We start from the raw sequence: 15598 nt of genomic DNA, 5'->3' as shown, positions 1-15598 counted from the left end.
CCGCCCCGCACCCCCGAACCCGCACCTCCGAGGAACGGCGACCCGACCATGCCGCACCTGACGAACCAGGCTCATCCCGGTGACGACAGCCCCGGCTCGACACCCTCCCCCGACCCGCTCGGCACCACGCCCTCACCAGCGAACACCGCTCGGGACGAACGGCGCGGCGCCGGTTCCACGCCACTCCGGCGGGTGCTCCTCGCCGCCGGCGCGCTCGTCCTCGTGGCCGGCGCCGTCATCGTCGTACGCCAGACCGGCCTGGTCGACGAGGCTCCAACCGCGCTCCCGGTGAGCGCGAGCACCCCTGCCACCCTCCCCCCGGAGCCGACCGCCGGGCACGGGGATCGGACCGGGGACGGTGGGGAGACCGGTGCCCTCGCGTTCACGGACACCGTCGCCGCCGGGTGGGAGGAGGGCATCGACGGCATCGACAGGACGGTCACGACGCCGGTCGAGGGGCACAGCCGCGACCAGGTGGCGGAAGCCGTCGACCTCGCGTTGCGTGCCGTCGAGGCGACGAGGCTCGATCCGGAGGCCATCGAGGAGCACTCGGCCGATCCGCTGCTCGACCTGCTGGGGCCGGACGCCAGGGCCGACACCGAGGAGCACATCAGGAGGCTGGGCCTGGACGCCTTCGTCACCATGATCTCGCCGGAGCACACGCTCGCCGACGAACCGCCCCGGATGGACGGTCGTGTCTCGGTCACCGCCGAGGAGGAGGGCGTCCTCGTGGTGGAGGTCAGCTACCTGGCGGGGTACCTGTTCGAGTCCCATCCGGCCGTGGTGTTCCAGCGGCAGACGGACGAGTTCCTCTACTACTCGGGGGAGGAGTGGTTGGAGTCGAGCTGGGGGCTGTGGGCGGGTGGCAGCGACGGGCTGGTCTACGGGATGGACTGCGACCTGATCGACGAGGGGCTGCTGGCGCCCGCCACCAGCGCGGACCAGGTCGTGGCGGGCCTCGGCGGGGTCGACGAACAGGCGATGTTCGACCTCGACAGCGAACTCCCAGGGAGCACCTGCTGAGCACCCGGCCCCCACGTCTGGTCCCCCGCCCACGTCCGGGGTGACGTACCGGCGACCGGATGAGGACATCGACGGGACCACCACCGAGGTCAGGGACTGAAGGGAGTTCGCCGAAATCCCCAGCGTGCCCACTTCGTGCGGGGCGGCGGGGCGGGTAGGACCAGGCCGCGCCACCCAAACACCGCGACCGCTCAGTCAGCGGAAACGGGTTCGACTGCCCCCGCTGCGCCTGGCCCGAGCCGCCGGCGGCCGGCACAGCGCAAGGTTCTCGCGGAACTCGGCGGCGGAATCTCGAGGTCCCACGTCGACGCGGGTGACGCCCTGCCACACAACCTGATCAGGGGCGTGAGGTCGGGTTCACGCTCCGGCCCGTTCTCGCGAGTTGGTGCGGGTGATCGCCCCCGTGCTGACCTCGTGCTGACTCTGGCACGGCGCCCTTCCACGCGGAAGTGGCCATTCTCCCCACACCCAACAGTTACCCGTTGCTACCGTTCGTCACGGTGTGCAACGGGGGTGTGAGAAGGGTGGCTGGTGTCCGTCGCCGACGTCGTGGCTCAGGCACGGGCGGCCCTGGTGGAGATCGAGGAGGCTCAGCGCGGCCTGGTGGTGGCACTCGACAAAGCGGAACGCGGGTGTCAGCTCTCCGCCCAACTCCTCCTAGCTTCGGCGAACCACGACGTGGTGTGGGTGGTGAAGTCGGCCGCCGACGCGACGGAGCCGTTGAAGCAGGCGTACGCGGCGTTCGGACGGTCCGCCGACCTGATCCGCCGCTACCTCGACGGCATCGCCGGAAACGGCGGCCCGGGGACAGCACCTCCCCCGCCCGCTCCTACGGCTGCCGGGCCACCGGCCGCGCCACCCACCGTGGGGACGTGGCGAGGGAAGACCGCGAGCGAGTACGCGAGGGACAAGGGCGAGGGAATCGGCAGGCGATCGCCGCGAGGAAAGAAGATTTCGGTACGGGAAGTAGACACCTCCCGCGAAATTCGCGACATCTTCGAAGCACTGTCTCAGGGTGGCCAAAGAGTCAATGATCCGCGTTATGACGGCATTATGATGATAACACCAGATGGAACCTCAGTCGGACTGAGGTTTAAATCAGCAACAACGAAAAATGCCCCCACCCTCGACGTTCGAGACAAGCATAAAAGAGCATTTAAGGTGCACGTTCCCAGGAAGGACTACATATGAGCATTGATCAAGAGGTTCGCGAGTCAGTGTGCGACCTGGTGGAGATCGACTATGTAATGATGTCCGATATTATCGGGGCGCTGGTCAACGTGGGCGGCGTGAGCGCCGACCGGCAGATTAGCCGGGCCGGTGAGATAGCTGCTCAACTTGTACGAGAAGGAAAGATCACCCCAGGGGAATTGCGCAGGGGTGTTTTTCAGGCATGGGAGGGAAGTCGTGAGGAGATGGCGTCCCGAATCGAACGTGAGACGCGGGAGTACGAGGAGACCGGCCGGGACGTTGATTTGGGTGATATCGCATGGTTCGCATGAGCTGAGGGGGAACGAGCCCCTCGACCAGGCGTAGTGCTGGCCGGGGGCTCGCCAACAGCGGCACCAGCTACAGGCGGCCGGCCTTCACAGCTCCCGTGACGCCTTCTTCACCAGACTTACGGATTCACCTGGACTCCATGTTACCCCGCACAGGAAATTAAACGCCACAAACATGGCGGCAGCATGATGGAGCACCCCGACGAAACACTGTTAGCTTGCGGGGAAGTACGAAAACAACGAAGCACGAGCCACGCCAGGCACCACGGAAGTGCACCGAAATTTCTCCAAAGTACACGCCACAGTAAGGAACAAACCAGATGGACATTGACCACGAGGTCCGCGAATCCGTGTGCGATCTCGCCGAAATCGACTACCTTTCGATGACCGCGATAATCGGCATACTGGTCGACGTGGGTGGGGTTCCCTGGGATCAGCAGATCAGCAGGGCAGGTCGGATAGCGGCCGGACTCGTGCGCGAAGGCAGGATCACACCCGGAAGCCTAAAGGGAGGCACGTTCACCCCGTGGGAAGGAAGCCGAGACGAGCAGGCGGCACGCATCGAACGGGAGACACGGGAGTACGAGGAGGAGGGGCGCGAAGTGCTTTTCGGCGATATCGCGTGGTTCGCGTGAGCTGACAAAGAACGACCCCCGACCATGCGCGGCATTGGTCGGGGGCTCGCCGGGGTGCTGGCTACAGGCGGTTGGACTTCACCGCAGCAAGAAACGCCGCGAATGTGTCACGGTCGACGACCAGCGTCCCACCGTCACGATTCTTGGTGTCACGGACGGCCGCGAGATCGGTGGCAACTCCGACTTCAACACAGTTAGCAGACCCTCCACTGTAGCTGCTCTTGTACCACTGAAAGTTCTTCACAGCCCCTTTGCCACCTTCTTCATCAGAGTTACAGATTCGTCGGGACTCAATGCTACAGCGCGCAGGAAGTCGAACGCCACAGAGTACTTTTTGATGTCGCTGGCGCGCTCGAGATATTGAGCGCTCGTGAGGTTTTCCACATAAACGATCGAAGACCCGTCGTCGAAGGTTTGAATCCGAAAGGCGGTTCCCATCGCAGCGTGGGCACCAGCAGCGAAGGGCAGGACCTGAAGCGTGACATGCGGCAACCCGCACGCCTCCACAAGGAAGTCAATCTGTTGGCGCATGACTGCCGGCCCGCCCACTGTGCGACGGATGACAGCCTCATCAAGAACACCCCACAGAGGCGAACCGTTGGCCAGGAAGTGCTCGCGGCGTTCCGCTCTAAGCTGAACGGACTTGTCGATGTCCTGGCCACTGTGACCGGGTGAACCTGCGCTGATCACCGACCTTGCATAGTCCGAGATTTGGAGCGGCCCATCAACGAGATCCACACCGAAGTACCGGATGCTCGTTGCCGCATCTTCAAGCCCGATATGTTGGTTGGCCCAGTTTTGCAGGGCCTTGTTCCCGTAGCGCTGCCACCAACCGGGCATCCGCGATCCCCGGCAGAGCTCCAGCAGCAGGGCGCGCTCGTCTTCGCTGCGTACGCCGTACAGGTCAAGCAGTAGGCGCACGTCGTTGGGGTGGGTGGTGACGCGAGCGGTCTCGATGTTGCTGATCTTCGGTCCGGACCACTCGAGCCGGCGGGCTACCTCGTCGCCCGTCAGGTTGGCGGCTTGCCGGAGCCGCCTGAGTGCGGCACCAAGCTGCCGCTTGCTCACCGTCGGATTGTTTCGCGGCACGCATCCTCCTCGCCAGCGGTCGCACGAAGTCTGTCACCCGCCGCGATGCCGCCTCGGAGTTGCCCCGTTTGGGTCATGGCATCTCGTGAATCTTCACAGCTAAGCTTCACCGCGTAACTTACCGAGTACTTCAGGTCATCTTGGAGGGGCTTGCCATGTGGGCGTTGTGCTGGTTGGTCGGATCGGGGATGGGTGTAGCCCTGTTGCTGCGGGGGGCGGCGTGGCTCGCGGAACGCGGACTACCCCCGGAACCACGCGGCCACCGGGTCGTCGAGTACGACCCCGAGACCGGAACCTTCCGCACCCTCACCACCCGAGCCACCCGGTGACCGGCCACGGCGGGGACCTCGCCGACACCGCCCGCACACGCGACCTCCCGGCGATGCGCGCCTTCCAGGCCCAGCGGCGGCGCCTGCGCCGGCGGCGCTTCGCCGCCATGGCCCACGTGACCGCCGTGATCCTGCTGAGTACCGCCACCACCGTGGCCATCGTGGCCGCCCTGGCCGCCTGAACCCTGTCGACCGACTGTCGGGGACGGTCCCACATGCCTGAACATGACCGCGTCACCGCCGGGCAGCCGCCCGCCTTCTGGCGCATCGACGCGAAACCACCCGCCGGCTGGCTGTGGTGGCGACACCTGGTGCTCGGCGGCTACGGCGAGCACCTCATCGGCACCACCATCCACACCCTCTGCGGACACCCGGTCGTCGTGGGCCACGACGAACGCCCACCCGAGATCCCCTACCAACCCTGCGCGCACTGCGCCGAGATCATGAAACCGGACCTGTTCGCCGCCCTCGTCGTCCCCGGACACACCGCCGCCCACCTCACCCGGGACCGCACCGACCTGGACGTGCGGACCGCCTGCGGCATCTGGACCCCGGCGGCCGACACCGAACTGGTCAGCCTGCTCACCCCCGGCGTGGAGTTCTGCCTGGCCTGCTGGCTCCCCCGCCACGAGGAGGCGGGACCGTGGTGAACCCCTACGCCCCCGCCACCCGGCTCACCCACGCGCTACGCGCGGGACACCTCGACCCGTCGGCCCCGGTCGCGGTGCTCACCGCCACCGCCTGCCGGGTGCACGACCTGACCGTGTCGGGCGCGGCCGTGCTCGAAGTCGTCGCCGACGGCGCCACCACGGCCAGCGCGGTCCGCCACCAGGTGGGTCTGTCGCACCCGGCGTGGGAGACGGTCCGCAGGCACCTCCAGTGCCGTCACCTGCTGCTGCGGGGCGTGGTCCGTGCCAGCCCCGCCCCCGGGGCGCCCGTGATTCGGCGGCACCAGCTCACCGAAGGCGGACGGGAGCTCGTGGGCCGGCTGACACCGCTGCTGATGATCGTGCTGGATTACTTCGAGTTCCGGGACTAGGCGGGCGACACCGTCCCCGTTCACCCCTCCCCGGGGGAACGGGGACCATCCGCTCCCGGGGTAGTGACTCCGCCACGGCGGCTTCTCCACTGCTCGGCAGCGGGCTGGGCGCGGACGAACTGGGATCCCTGGGCCAGCGGCAGCGACGGACTGCTTCCCGCGCGACGGGGCGGCGACCTGATCGGCGAGGAACCCCGGGCGTCCGCCACGACAACGGGCCACGACGCAGCCGGCCACGACTTGGTGGCGGCGGAGCCGGCGAACGGGCGATGCCCGACCTCGACAGTGGCATCCCCGAACCACCTGCCGGGCACTCCGTATCCCCCGAACCCTGGTCCCCCGCCACCGGGTAACCCACGATAGGGAGATGACCCACCGGGGACCGGACGAGGACATCGACGAGACCACCACCGAGGTGAGCCCCCCGAAGGAGTGGGCCGCCGGCATGCCGGGCGTGCTCACCTCGTTGCGACGCGGCCTGGAACAGATGGGGCCAGGCCGCACCCTCCACACGCTGCGCCTGGTCAACCAGCGGGACGGCTTCGACTGCCCCGGCTGCGCCTGGCCCGAGCCCGGAGACGGCAGGCACACGGCCGAGTTCTGCGAGAACGGGGCCAAGGCCGTCGCCGAGGAGGCCACCCGCCGCCGGGTGACCCGGGAGTTCTTCGCCAGCCACTCGGTGGCGGACCTGGCCTCCCGCACGGACTACTGGTTGGGCCAGCAGGGACGGCTCACCGAACCGATGGTGCTCAGGGAGGGCGCCGACCACTACGAACCCATCGGGTGGGACGAGGCCTTCGCGATGGTCGCCGAGGAACTCGCCGCCCAGCCCGACCCGGACTCCGCCGTCTTCTACACCTCGGGCCGGACCAGCAACGAGGCCGCGTTCCTGTACCAACTCCTCGTCCGCGGCCTGGGCACCAACAACCTGCCCGACTGCTCCAACATGTGCCACGAGTCCTCGGGCTCGGCCCTGACCGAGACCATCGGCGTCGGCAAGGGCTCGGTGAGCCTGGACGACATCCACCAAGCCGACCTGGTCCTGGTCGTCGGGCAGAACCCCGGCACGAACCACCCGAGGATGCTGTCGGCCCTGGAACGGGCGAAGGCCGGGGGCGCCCGGATCGTCGCGGTCAACCCGCTGCCGGAGGCGGGCCTCCTCCGCTTCCGGAACCCCCAGAACCTCCGGGGCGTGCTGGGGCGGGGGGTCGGGCTGGCCGACGAGTTCTGCCAGATCCGGATCGGCGGGGATCTCGCGCTGTTCCGCGCGTTGGGGCACCTGCTGGTGGAGCGGGAGCGGGCCGAACCCGGGTCCGTGGTCGACCGGGACTTCGTCGCCGACCACACCGAGGGGTACGAGGAGTACGCGGCGCACGTCCGGGACCTGGACTGGCCTGCCGTCCTCGCCGCCACCGGACTTCCCCGCGAGCAGATCGAACGCGTCGCCGAGCTCCTGGCGACCTCGCGCCGGACCGTCGCGTGCTGGGCGATGGGCCTGACCCAGCACCGCCAGTCGGTGGCCACCATCCGCGAACTGGTCAACCTCATGCTCCTGCGGGGCATGATCGGTCGTCCGGGTGCGGGTCTCTGCCCGGTTCGCGGCCACTCGAACGTCCAGGGCGACCGGACGATGGGTATCTGGGAGAAACCGCCCGCCGCGTTCCTGGACGCCCTGGAGCGCGAGTTCGGGTTGCCCATGCCCCGGTCGCCCGGTCTGGACACGGTGGAGGCGATCCGCGCGATGCGCGAAGGTCGGATCGGGGTCTTCGTCGCCCTGGGCGGGAACTTCGCCGCCGCCGCTCCGGACACCGAGGTCACCGCGAGGGCGTTGCGATCCTGCGCGCTCACCGTCCAGGTCTCGACCAAGCTGAACCGTTCGCACGTGGTGACGGGCCGGCGCGCGCTCATCCTGCCGACCTTGGGCAGGACCGAACGGGACGTCCGGAACGGCGTCGACCAGTTCGTGACCGTGGAGGACTCCATGTCCTGCGTGCACGCCTCCCGGGGACGGCTCGCCCCGGCCAGCGCGCACCTGCGTTCGGAGGTCGCGATCGTCTGCGGCCTCGCCCGCGCGGTCCTCGGGCCGGACCACCCTGTCCCGTGGGAGTCGCTGGCCGAGGACTACGACCTGGTGCGGGACCGGATCGGGCGCGTGGTGCCGGGGTGCGAGGACTACAACGACAAGGTGCGGCGGCCGGACGGTTTCGTCCTGCCCCACCCGCCGAGGGGCAGCCGGTCCTTCCCGACGGCCAGCGGGCGCGCCCGGTTCACCACCAACCAGCTCGACGTCCTCCGGGTGCCCCCGGGCCGGCTGCTGTTGCAGACGCTGCGCAGCCACGACCAGTACAACACCACGATCTACGGGCTCGACGACCGCTACCGGGGTGTCCGCGGCGGTCGGCGGGTGGTTCTCGTGCACCCCGACGACTGCGCCGCCCTCGGCGTCGCCGACGGCCAGCTGGTGGATCTGGTGGGTGAGTGGCGCACCGGGGACGAGCTGGTCGAACGGCGCGCCCCCGGGTTCCGGGTCGTGCCGTACCCCACCGCCGCCGGCTGCGCCGCCGCCTACTACCCCGAGACCAACGCCCTGGTGCCGCTCGACTCGGTCGCCGAGGTCTCCGGCACCCCCGCCTCGAAGTCGGTCGTCATCCGGCTCGAACCCGTGTCGGCGGGCGAGGTGTGATCCGTGGTCGCCGCCGAGCCGCCGGGCGCGCGCCGTGACTCGCTGGTCGCGGGCACGAAGGCGGCGTCTGATCCGCTCCGTGGGCCAGACTGGTGTGCCGTGGAGGATCGTCGAGCGACGGAGGAGCGGACATGGGGCGAGTGACCGTGCGCAGGCCGGTGCTGAAGGTGTCGCCGGCGGGTGCCCGGCGGCGCCCGGACGCCCTGGCCGCCGAGGAGCCCCTGGAGCTGCGGGTCGGCGGCGGGGCCCTCGCGGTGACGATGCGGACGCCGGGGCACGACGTCGAGCTGGCGCACGGTTTCCTGCTCACCGAGGGGGTGATCGGGTCCCGGGAGGACGTGGCGAGCGCCCGGTACTGCGACGCGGCCGGCCCCGACGGTCGCAACACCTACAACGTCCTGGACCTCACCCTGGCCGAGGGCGTCCCGGCACCCGACCACGGCGTGGAGCGGAACTTCTACACGACCTCCTCCTGCGGGGTGTGCGGCAAGGCCGCGCTGGACGCCATCCGGCTGCGCACCCGGTTCGGCCCGGAGGGCGACGAGGTGCGCGTCGACGTGTCCGTGCTGACCTCACTGCCGGACACGCTGCGGGCCGCCCAACGCGTCTTCGACTCCACGGGTGGTCTGCACGCCGCCGGGCTGTTCACCTCCGACGGCACGCTGGTGGTGTGCCGGGAGGACGTGGGACGGCACAACGCGGTGGACAAGGTGCTCGGCTGGGCGTTGCTGGAGGGACGGGTGCCCGCCCGGGGCCAGGTCCTGATGGTCTCGGGTCGGGCCTCGTTCGAACTGGTGCAGAAGGCGGCGATGGCGGGCGTGCCGGTGTTGGCCGCGGTGTCCGCACCGTCCTCACTGGCCGTCGATCTCGCCACCGAACAGGGCATGACCCTGGTGGGCTTCCTCCGGGGGCCGTCCATGAACGTCTACAGCGCCGCGCACCGCCTGACCGGCACGACGGCGGTACCCCCGTCCGAGTGAGCGCTCAGTAGCGATCATCACAGACCTCCCGCACCGTGAATCGGGCAGGATTTCTCCCGGAACACGATCACGTAGCTACATGTGATCAGCACGCGACCTGATCGTTACCTCGCTCAGGTGGCGCGTGCCACGGACGGAGGTCGCCACATGGGGAAGCACCGACTCATCCGACAGTCCCGCTCCATGGACAGGCGAACGGTCCTCGCGGCGGGCGGTGCCCTCGGTGGCAGCCTCGCCGCGATGCTGTTCTCCTTCACGCAGGGAATCTCCCAGGCCAGCTCCCGCAACCAGGTCGGCATCCCCTCCGGGTTGGACCCGATGCCGCCCCTGGACACGATGCCGACGGCCCCCGCGCCGGCACCCGGCACGGACTGGCGGCAGGCCGGCCCGCCGGAGACGGTCATCGACGAGGTGCACTCCTACTTCCGGGGGAGGACGGTCGAGCTCCTGACGGTCCGACCCGCCGGCGAGCTGCCCAGGTCGACGCCGGTGTGCCTGGTGCTCCACGGCAGGAACGGCAACGCCCGCCACCCCGGGTTCACCACGCTGCCCCAGGCGCTCGGCGACGCCATCGCGGCCGGCGCGGTCCCGCCCTACGCCTTCGCCCTGGTCGACGGTGGCAACAGCTACTGGCACGAGCACGAGCGGGGAGACGACCCGATGGGAATGCTCCTGGAGGAGGTCCCCCGGTGGCTGGCCCGGCGGGGGCTCGGCGGCCCCAGCGGCCAGCCGGCGGCGGTGGCCGGGGTGTCGATGGGTGGCTTCGGTGCCCTGCTCTACGCCCGGCGGCGCAACGAGCGCCGCCGACCTGTCCGGGCCTGCGCGACCCTCGCCCCCGCCCTCATCACCACCTGGGAGGAGATGAAGCTGCGCAACGCCTTCCACGACGAGGCGGACTGGGCGTCGATGGACCCGCTGCGGCACATCGACAAGCTCGGCACCGTCCCCAACGGGATCTGGTGCGGCACCGAGGACCAGTTCATCGAGGGGGCCCGGCTGTTCACCGCCGCCGCCAAACCGGAGATCAGCTCGCTCTCCCCTGGCGGCCACAGCCTCGAGTACTTCAACGGGTCGCTGCCGGCGATGGTCCGCTTCCTCGGCCGGCACCTCGGCTGACCCGCCGGCGCGAACCGGCGGGGTGCTCGGACACCGACCACCCCGCCGCCGCCCCGCCGCCCCTCAACGGCGGGCGTCGAGGACGTCCCGGTGGTGCAGGGCCCCCAGGTCGGCGGGAGGACCCGGGTTCCCGGCCGCCGCCACGGACTCCGCCCTCGGGTCCAGCGCCCACTCCAACGCACCGGGCCACGGCCCGTACCCGGACTCGGCGTCCAGGTGCCCCGCGTCCGGCACCACGTCAAGCCCGATGCGCAGCGCCCGCGCCCACTCCTCCGACTCGCGGACCGGCGCGATCGGGTCGTCCGAACCGCACACCATCCGCGTGATCCCGGCGGCGCGTCGCAGGCTCCAGCTGTGCGGGGGCGGCGGCCGGAGGCCGACGAGGTCGGGGTGGTTCCACCCTCGGCCGGGGAGACCGGCCAACAGGACCCGGTCCACCCGCCGGTCCCGCCCGCCCAGCGTCGCCGCGTGGTGCAACCACAGCGTCGCGCCGACGCAGTGGGCCAGCACGACGAGCTCGTCACCCCGGGGTACCGAGGCCAACCGGTCGCGGAGCACCGGTAGCCAGGACCGCAGCACGGGGGTTCCCGGCGACGGGAACCGGGGGAAGTGGACCTGCCAGCCGAGATGGCGCAACTCGGCGGACAACCAGAGCTGCCAGTGGCCCCGGGTGGGGCTCTGCCAGCCGTGCACCAACAGGACATGACGATCGGACATCCCCGGGACTCCCCTCGGTCATCACCTGACCGCCCTCGCGGCACCCCGTCGGTGATACCCCGAGCACCGGCGCCCGGTCCCGCGCACACGCCCGACCCACGCGGGCCATCACCCGAAAGAGCGGCGGCCGGCTCAGGCCCCGAGGTGGCGTCGGAGGAAGCGCAGGCTCGCCTCCCAGCCCGCCCGGTCCGCCGAGGCCGTGCCGGCCGCCGACCCGCCCGACACCAGGTTCTCGTTCCACGCGGCCGTGGTGGGGACCAACGGGGGCCGGAGGAAGTGACCGGCGTCGGGGAACACGATGTTCTCGTCCTCCTCCCCGACGCCGTGGGCGTCCCGCCGGTGCAGGATGGTGGCCGCCATGTCGGGCGCGGGCCACAGCTGGTCGTCCTCCCCGCTGATCAGCAGCAGCGGGCACCGCACCCGCTCCACCGGTATCCGGGCGGCGGACACGGCGGTGTAGTCCCGCAGCCCCGCCGCGTAGGAGGACCGCAGGTGCAGGGCGGACGGACGGGGGTAGCGGGTCACCCTGTCCCGGATCGCGTGCGCCAACATCTCGGGCAGCAGCCGGTTGGCGTGCACCCGCACCCAGGGCAGCGGCTCCCCCCGGTGGGACCAGGAGGACGTTCGGATCGACGGCCCCTCACCGGAGGAGGCCTGCCAGATGACGCTGCTCGGGGAGATGGCCACCACGCAGCGCACCGGTTCGTGGTCGGTGAGCGCGAGGGCCGCGAACGCGCCCTCGGTGCCCACCGACGACGCGTACACCCCCACCCTGTCCGCCGCCACCCGGGGCTGCCTGGCGAGGACGGACAGCCCGGTGGTGACCACCTCCACCGGGATCTCCACCAGGTGCGGCGGGCCCGGGCCGTTGGGCAGGTAGTCGACGACGGCCGCGACGTACCCGTGCGAGGCGAGCAGGGCGGCCCGGGGCTGGATCGCCGCCTCTCCCGCGAACCCCGGCACCACGAGCACCCCGGGAGCAGGCTCGTCGCCGGCAGGGGTGAAGACGGTCAGCCGAACCCCGTTGTCGTTGAGTTCGCGCCGCTCCACCCCGTCGGCGGCCCACCGCCGTCGGATCCACCGGGTCTCCGTGACGCGCCCCGCCTGCGCGACGACCCGGTAGTCGAGCCAGTCGGCGCTGGAGACGAAGTCGGTCGGGGCGGTGCCCCGGTTCGTGAAGGACATGGACCACCACGGGCCCGTCGGGTCGACCCCCTCGTAGGTCCCGACGAGAGGTTCGTCCCTGGCGGTGTCCACGAGTCCGGACACGTCCGCGCCGAAGGTGTTCAGGGAGCCCCAGTCATGCCCCGCCGCGTCGGTGACGCTCACCTCGAGCTTCACTCCGACGTGGGGGTTGGCCCGTACCCGCACCGCCGGGCAGCGGTCGACCAGCCCGTCGAGCGGGTCGATCTCCAACTCCATGCGGACCAACCTCCGCGCTGAGGTAGCGCGTGTCCGCCACCTGCCGCCCCGGCACCGGTCCGGCCCGGTGGAAGGGGCCTCCGGCCCCTCCCACGGCGCCCGCGGCGGTCACGCTCCCGACCACACCGTGACGATAGTGCCGGTGCCGCCACCGCGCTCCTCACCGCGCGGAATTCCCTCAACCGAGGGTCACGCGCTCTTCTCCCGGCGCTCCCGACGGGAGGGCTGCCGCGCCACGATCGTCGGGTTCACGTTCTCCCGGACGGTCTGCTCGGTGATGACGACCTTCGCGACGTCACTGCGGCTGGGGATGTCGTACATCACGGGTTGGAGGACCTCCTCCATGATCGCCCGCAGCCCCCGGGCCCCCGTTCCGCGCAGGATCGCCTGGTCGGCGATGGCCTCCATCGCGGTATGGGTGAACTCCAGCTCCACGCCGTCCATGTCGAACAGCTTGTTGTACTGCTTCACCAGGGAGTTCCGCGGTTCGGTGAGGATCTGGACCAGCGACTCCTTGTCGAGGTTCGTCACGCTCGCCACCAACGGCAGCCGGCCGATGAACTCGGGGATCAGACCGAACTTGATGAGGTCCTCGGGGAGGACGTCCCGGAAGAAGTCGGTCTTGTCGATCTCGACCTTCGACCGCACCTCGGCCCCGAAACCCAGACCGCGCTTGCCCACCCTGTCCTGGATGATCTTGTCCAGCCCGGCGAACGCGCCGGCGACGATGAACAGCACGTTCGTCGTGTCGATCTGGATGAACTCCTGGTGCGGGTGCTTGCGGCCTCCCTGCGGGGGGACGCTGGCGGTGGTGCCCTCCAGGATCTTCAACAGGGCCTGCTGCACGCCCTCGCCGGAGACGTCCCGCGTGATCGACGGGTTCTCGCTCTTCCTGGCGATCTTGTCGACCTCGTCGATGTAGATGATGCCCGTCTCGGCGCGCTTGACGTCGTAGTCGGCGGCCTGGATGAGCTTCAACAGGATGTTCTCGACGTCCTCGCCCACGTACCCGGCCTCGGTGAGCGCCGTGGCGTCGGCGATGGCGAAGGGCACGTTGAGCATCTTGGCCAGCGTCTGGGCCAGGTAGGTCTTGCCACACCCGGTCGGGCCGAGCAACAGGATGTTCGACTTGGCCAGTTCGACGTTGTCGTGGCCGTCCCGGCCCCGGTCACCGGCCTGGATGCGCTTGTAGTGGTTGTACACCGCCACCGACAGGGTGCGCTTCGCGTCGTCCTGACCGATGACGTACTGGTCGAGGAACTCGTGGATCTCCGCCGGCTTGGGCAGCTCGTCGAGCTTGACGTCACCCGCCTCGGCGAGTTCCTCCTCGATGATCTCGTTGCAGAGGTCGATGCACTCATCGCAGATGTAAACGCCAGGTCCGGCGATGAGTTTTTTCACCTGCTTCTGGCTCTTCCCGCAGAATGAACACTTGAGCAGGTCGCCGCCGTCACCAATACGCGCCATGGCCGCTGACCTCTGTCCCCTCCGGCGCCCCCCTGGGGTGCGCCTGGCTGTCTACGTTCCCGACGGTACCTTTCCGAACCCGTACAACGGGAGCACAACCCTGCCCGGTGTGCGCCGAGCGCGCCGGCACCCCGGCGCACTCGGCGTGTCGGATCAGCTCCGGGACAACTTCCGGTAGGGCAGCACCTCGTCCACGATGCCGTACTCGAGGGCCTCCTGCGCGGTGAGGATCTTGTCGCGCTCGACGTCCTCTCGGACCTGCTCGGCGCTCCGGTTGGTGTGCCGGGCCAGCGTCTCCTCCATCAGGGCGCGAACCCGCTGGATCTCGTTGGCCTGGATCTCCAGGTCGGAGACCTGGCCGTACGCGCCCTCCATCGCCGGCTGGTGGATGAGCACCCGGGCGTTGGGCAGGGCGAGCCGCTTGCCGGGGGTACCCGCCGCCAGCAGCACGGCCGCGGCCGAGGAGGCCTGGCCGAGGCAGGTCGTCTGGATGTCCGGACGGACGTACTGCATCGTGTCGTAGATCGCCATCAGCGAGGTGAACGACCCGCCGGGCGAGTTGATGTACATCGTGATGTCCCGGTCCGGGTCGTTGCCCTCCAGGACCAGCAGCTGGGCCATCAGGTCGTTCGCCGCGATGTCGTCGACCTGTGAGCCGAGGAACAGGATGCGCTCCTCGAACAGCTTGTTGTACGGGGTCATCTCCCGCACGCCGTAGCTGGTCTGCTCGGTGAACGACGGCAGCACGTAACGGGACGTGGGTTGGTGCAGTTCACGCACGGGTGTCACTCCTTGTGATCAGCCTGGGAGCGCTGGGTGTCGGTGGTTGGTCGGGCTCAGCGCCCGCTGCCCGAGCTTCCCGGGCTCATCTCGGTGGCGCGGCTGACCACGTGGTCGACGAAGCCGTACTCCTTGGCCTCCTGCGCGGTGAACCAGCGGTCCCGGTCCGAGTCGGCCACGATCCGCTCCAGCGGCTGCCCCGTGTGGTCGGCGATGAGCTGCGCCATCTCGTCCTTGTCCTTCTTCCAGACCTCGGCCTGGATGGCGATGTCGGAGGCGGTGCCCCCGACGCCGGCGGACGGCTGGTGCATCATCACCCGGGCGTGCGGCAACGCGTACCGCTTGCCCCGGGCGCCGGCGGACAGCAGGAACTGCCCCATCGACGCCGCGAAACCCATCGCGACGGTGGCGACGTCGGGCTGGATCAGCTCCATCGTGTCGTAGATCGCCATGCCGGCGAAGACCGAACCACCGGGCGAGTTGATGTACAGGCGGATGTCGGCCTCGGGGTCCTCGGCCTCCAGCAACATCAGCTGCGCGCAGATCTGGTTGGCGATGTTCTCCTCGACCTGCGTGCCCAGGACGATGATCCGCTCACGCAGCAGGCGCTCGTACACCGAGTCGTTCAGCGAGAGGCCGGCGTTGGCTCCCCGCATGTAAGGCGTCAGGTTGGGTTGGTGGTGCGTCACGTCTGCCTGCCTTCTCCAACAAGTAGTCAGTCGTACACCCCGCCTCGGCTGCCCGGGGCGTCGAATGGCCGGGTTGCGCCGTTGGTTGTCCGGGGACTGGTGCTGTCGACCCTAACGAAAACGGGCGGCG

At 69.6% G+C, this 15598-nt stretch carries 18 protein-coding genes; 11 read left to right on the top strand and 7 right to left on the bottom strand.

Annotation, left to right across the window (positions count from 1 at the left end; translation table 11 throughout):
- The first annotated feature begins 48 nt into the window (after positions 1 to 48).
- The 4 genes from C1701_RS18540 (at position 49) to C1701_RS18530 (ending at position 3157) form a co-directional block, all read left to right on the top strand.
- Positions 49 to 1023 carry a hypothetical protein gene (locus tag C1701_RS18540; protein ID WP_103056345.1) on the top strand — a complete coding sequence of 325 codons (975 nt, stop codon included), beginning with the start codon at positions 49 to 51 and terminating at the stop codon, positions 1021 to 1023.
- Positions 1024 to 1554: 531 nt separating this feature from the next.
- Positions 1555 to 2214 carry a hypothetical protein gene (locus C1701_RS27685; RefSeq protein ID WP_337661816.1) on the top strand — a complete coding sequence of 220 codons (660 nt, stop codon included), beginning with the start codon at positions 1555 to 1557 and terminating at the stop codon, positions 2212 to 2214.
- Entirely contained in the window at positions 2211 to 2525 is a 315-nt protein-coding gene (locus C1701_RS18535) for a hypothetical protein (RefSeq protein ID WP_103056344.1), read from the top strand. The genes C1701_RS27685 and C1701_RS18535 overlap by 4 nt, the downstream gene beginning before the upstream one ends.
- A gap of 317 nt (positions 2526 to 2842) precedes the next feature.
- Positions 2843 to 3157, top strand: a complete 315-nt coding sequence (locus C1701_RS18530; RefSeq protein WP_103056343.1) for a hypothetical protein — start codon at positions 2843 to 2845, stop codon at positions 3155 to 3157.
- A 61-nt stretch (positions 3158 to 3218) separates the two neighbouring features.
- Here the strand turns inward: C1701_RS18530 and C1701_RS18525 are convergent, their stop codons facing one another.
- Together C1701_RS18525 and C1701_RS18520 are read right to left on the bottom strand one after the other, a co-directional pair.
- Positions 3219 to 3401 (bottom strand): DUF397 domain-containing protein, encoded by a 183-nt coding sequence (locus C1701_RS18525; protein ID WP_103056342.1) that lies wholly within the window; start codon positions 3399 to 3401, stop codon positions 3219 to 3221.
- On the bottom strand, positions 3398 to 4225 hold the full coding sequence (locus C1701_RS18520) for a helix-turn-helix domain-containing protein (protein ID WP_337661815.1): 828 nt from the start codon (positions 4223 to 4225) through the stop codon (positions 3398 to 3400). Before C1701_RS18520 ends, C1701_RS18525 begins: the two co-directional genes overlap by 4 nt.
- Positions 4226 to 4434: 209 nt before the next feature.
- Here C1701_RS18520 and C1701_RS27680 point away from each other — a divergent pair, with 209 nt between their 5' ends.
- The 7 genes from C1701_RS27680 (at position 4435) to C1701_RS18490 (ending at position 10393) form a co-directional block, all read left to right on the top strand.
- Positions 4435 to 4575, top strand: coding sequence for a hypothetical protein (locus C1701_RS27680; protein ID WP_156038783.1), 141 nt, complete (start codon positions 4435 to 4437; stop codon positions 4573 to 4575).
- Positions 4572 to 4757 carry a hypothetical protein gene (locus tag C1701_RS18515; RefSeq protein WP_103056340.1) on the top strand — a complete coding sequence of 62 codons (186 nt, stop codon included), beginning with the start codon at positions 4572 to 4574 and terminating at the stop codon, positions 4755 to 4757. The genes C1701_RS27680 and C1701_RS18515 overlap by 4 nt, the downstream gene beginning before the upstream one ends.
- Before the next feature lie 33 nt (positions 4758 to 4790).
- Positions 4791 to 5225, top strand: a complete 435-nt coding sequence (locus tag C1701_RS18510) for a hypothetical protein (protein ID WP_103056339.1) — start codon at positions 4791 to 4793, stop codon at positions 5223 to 5225.
- Complete coding sequence (locus C1701_RS18505; protein WP_103056338.1) at positions 5219 to 5614, top strand: hypothetical protein; 396 nt, start codon at positions 5219 to 5221, stop codon at positions 5612 to 5614. Before C1701_RS18510 ends, C1701_RS18505 begins: the two co-directional genes overlap by 7 nt.
- Before the next feature lie 367 nt (positions 5615 to 5981).
- Positions 5982 to 8297 carry an FdhF/YdeP family oxidoreductase gene (locus tag C1701_RS18500; protein WP_103056337.1) on the top strand — a complete coding sequence of 772 codons (2316 nt, stop codon included), beginning with the start codon at positions 5982 to 5984 and terminating at the stop codon, positions 8295 to 8297.
- A 131-nt stretch (positions 8298 to 8428) separates the two neighbouring features.
- Positions 8429 to 9277, top strand: coding sequence for a formate dehydrogenase accessory sulfurtransferase FdhD (gene fdhD, locus C1701_RS18495; protein ID WP_026418505.1), 849 nt, complete (start codon positions 8429 to 8431; stop codon positions 9275 to 9277).
- Positions 9278 to 9460: 183 nt separating this feature from the next.
- Complete coding sequence (locus C1701_RS18490) at positions 9461 to 10393, top strand: alpha/beta hydrolase (RefSeq protein ID WP_245588762.1); 933 nt, start codon at positions 9461 to 9463, stop codon at positions 10391 to 10393.
- A 63-nt stretch (positions 10394 to 10456) separates the two neighbouring features.
- On the opposite strand, the gene C1701_RS18485 is transcribed toward C1701_RS18490, so the two are convergent.
- The 5 genes from C1701_RS18485 to C1701_RS18465 form a co-directional block, all read right to left on the bottom strand.
- Positions 10457 to 11110: an RBBP9/YdeN family alpha/beta hydrolase gene (locus tag C1701_RS18485; protein WP_051313860.1), complete on the bottom strand. Its 654-nt coding sequence runs from the start codon at positions 11108 to 11110 to the stop codon at positions 10457 to 10459.
- A 132-nt stretch (positions 11111 to 11242) separates the two neighbouring features.
- Complete coding sequence (locus C1701_RS18480) at positions 11243 to 12532, bottom strand: acyl-CoA thioester hydrolase/BAAT C-terminal domain-containing protein (protein ID WP_026418507.1); 1290 nt, start codon at positions 12530 to 12532, stop codon at positions 11243 to 11245.
- Between the two features lie 189 nt (positions 12533 to 12721).
- On the bottom strand, positions 12722 to 13999 hold the full coding sequence (clpX, locus tag C1701_RS18475) for an ATP-dependent Clp protease ATP-binding subunit ClpX (RefSeq protein ID WP_026418508.1): 1278 nt from the start codon (positions 13997 to 13999) through the stop codon (positions 12722 to 12724).
- 153 nt (positions 14000 to 14152) lie between these two features.
- Positions 14153 to 14779 carry an ATP-dependent Clp protease proteolytic subunit gene (locus C1701_RS18470; RefSeq protein ID WP_026418509.1) on the bottom strand — a complete coding sequence of 209 codons (627 nt, stop codon included), beginning with the start codon at positions 14777 to 14779 and terminating at the stop codon, positions 14153 to 14155.
- 56 nt (positions 14780 to 14835) lie between these two features.
- Positions 14836 to 15435, bottom strand: coding sequence for a ClpP family protease (locus C1701_RS18465; RefSeq protein ID WP_030105395.1), 600 nt, complete (start codon positions 15433 to 15435; stop codon positions 14836 to 14838).
- Positions 15436 to 15598: the final 163 nt, after the last annotated feature.

It is taken from the genome of Actinoalloteichus sp. AHMU CJ021 (assembly GCF_002895405.1).
Lineage (GTDB): Bacteria > Actinomycetota > Actinomycetes > Mycobacteriales > Pseudonocardiaceae > Actinoalloteichus_B > Actinoalloteichus_B caeruleus.
Note: the sequence above shows the minus strand (reverse complement) of the source record. Positions and strands in the feature narration are given on the sequence as shown.

Coding starts and splice junctions, on each gene's coding strand:
- C1701_RS18540 (WP_103056345.1), top strand. CDS start 49: ATGCCGCACCTGACGAACCAGGCTCATCCCGGTGACGACAGCCCCGGC.
- C1701_RS18535 (WP_103056344.1), top strand. CDS start 2,211: ATGAGCATTGATCAAGAGGTTCGCGAGTCAGTGTGCGACCTGGTGGAG.
- C1701_RS18530 (WP_103056343.1), top strand. CDS start 2,843: ATGGACATTGACCACGAGGTCCGCGAATCCGTGTGCGATCTCGCCGAA.
- C1701_RS27680 (WP_156038783.1), top strand. CDS start 4,435: ATGGGTGTAGCCCTGTTGCTGCGGGGGGCGGCGTGGCTCGCGGAACGC.
- C1701_RS18510 (WP_103056339.1), top strand. CDS start 4,791: ATGCCTGAACATGACCGCGTCACCGCCGGGCAGCCGCCCGCCTTCTGG.
- C1701_RS18500 (WP_103056337.1), top strand. CDS start 5,982: ATGACCCACCGGGGACCGGACGAGGACATCGACGAGACCACCACCGAG.
- fdhD (WP_026418505.1), top strand. CDS start 8,429: ATGGGGCGAGTGACCGTGCGCAGGCCGGTGCTGAAGGTGTCGCCGGCG.
- C1701_RS18490 (WP_245588762.1), top strand. CDS start 9,461: ATGGACAGGCGAACGGTCCTCGCGGCGGGCGGTGCCCTCGGTGGCAGC.
- C1701_RS18485 (WP_051313860.1), bottom strand. CDS start 11,110: ATGTCCGATCGTCATGTCCTGTTGGTGCACGGCTGGCAGAGCCCCACC.
- C1701_RS18480 (WP_026418507.1), bottom strand. CDS start 12,532: ATGGAGTTGGAGATCGACCCGCTCGACGGGCTGGTCGACCGCTGCCCG.
- clpX (WP_026418508.1), bottom strand. CDS start 13,999: ATGGCGCGTATTGGTGACGGCGGCGACCTGCTCAAGTGTTCATTCTGC.
- C1701_RS18465 (WP_030105395.1), bottom strand. CDS start 15,435: ATGCGGGGAGCCAACGCCGGCCTCTCGCTGAACGACTCGGTGTACGAG.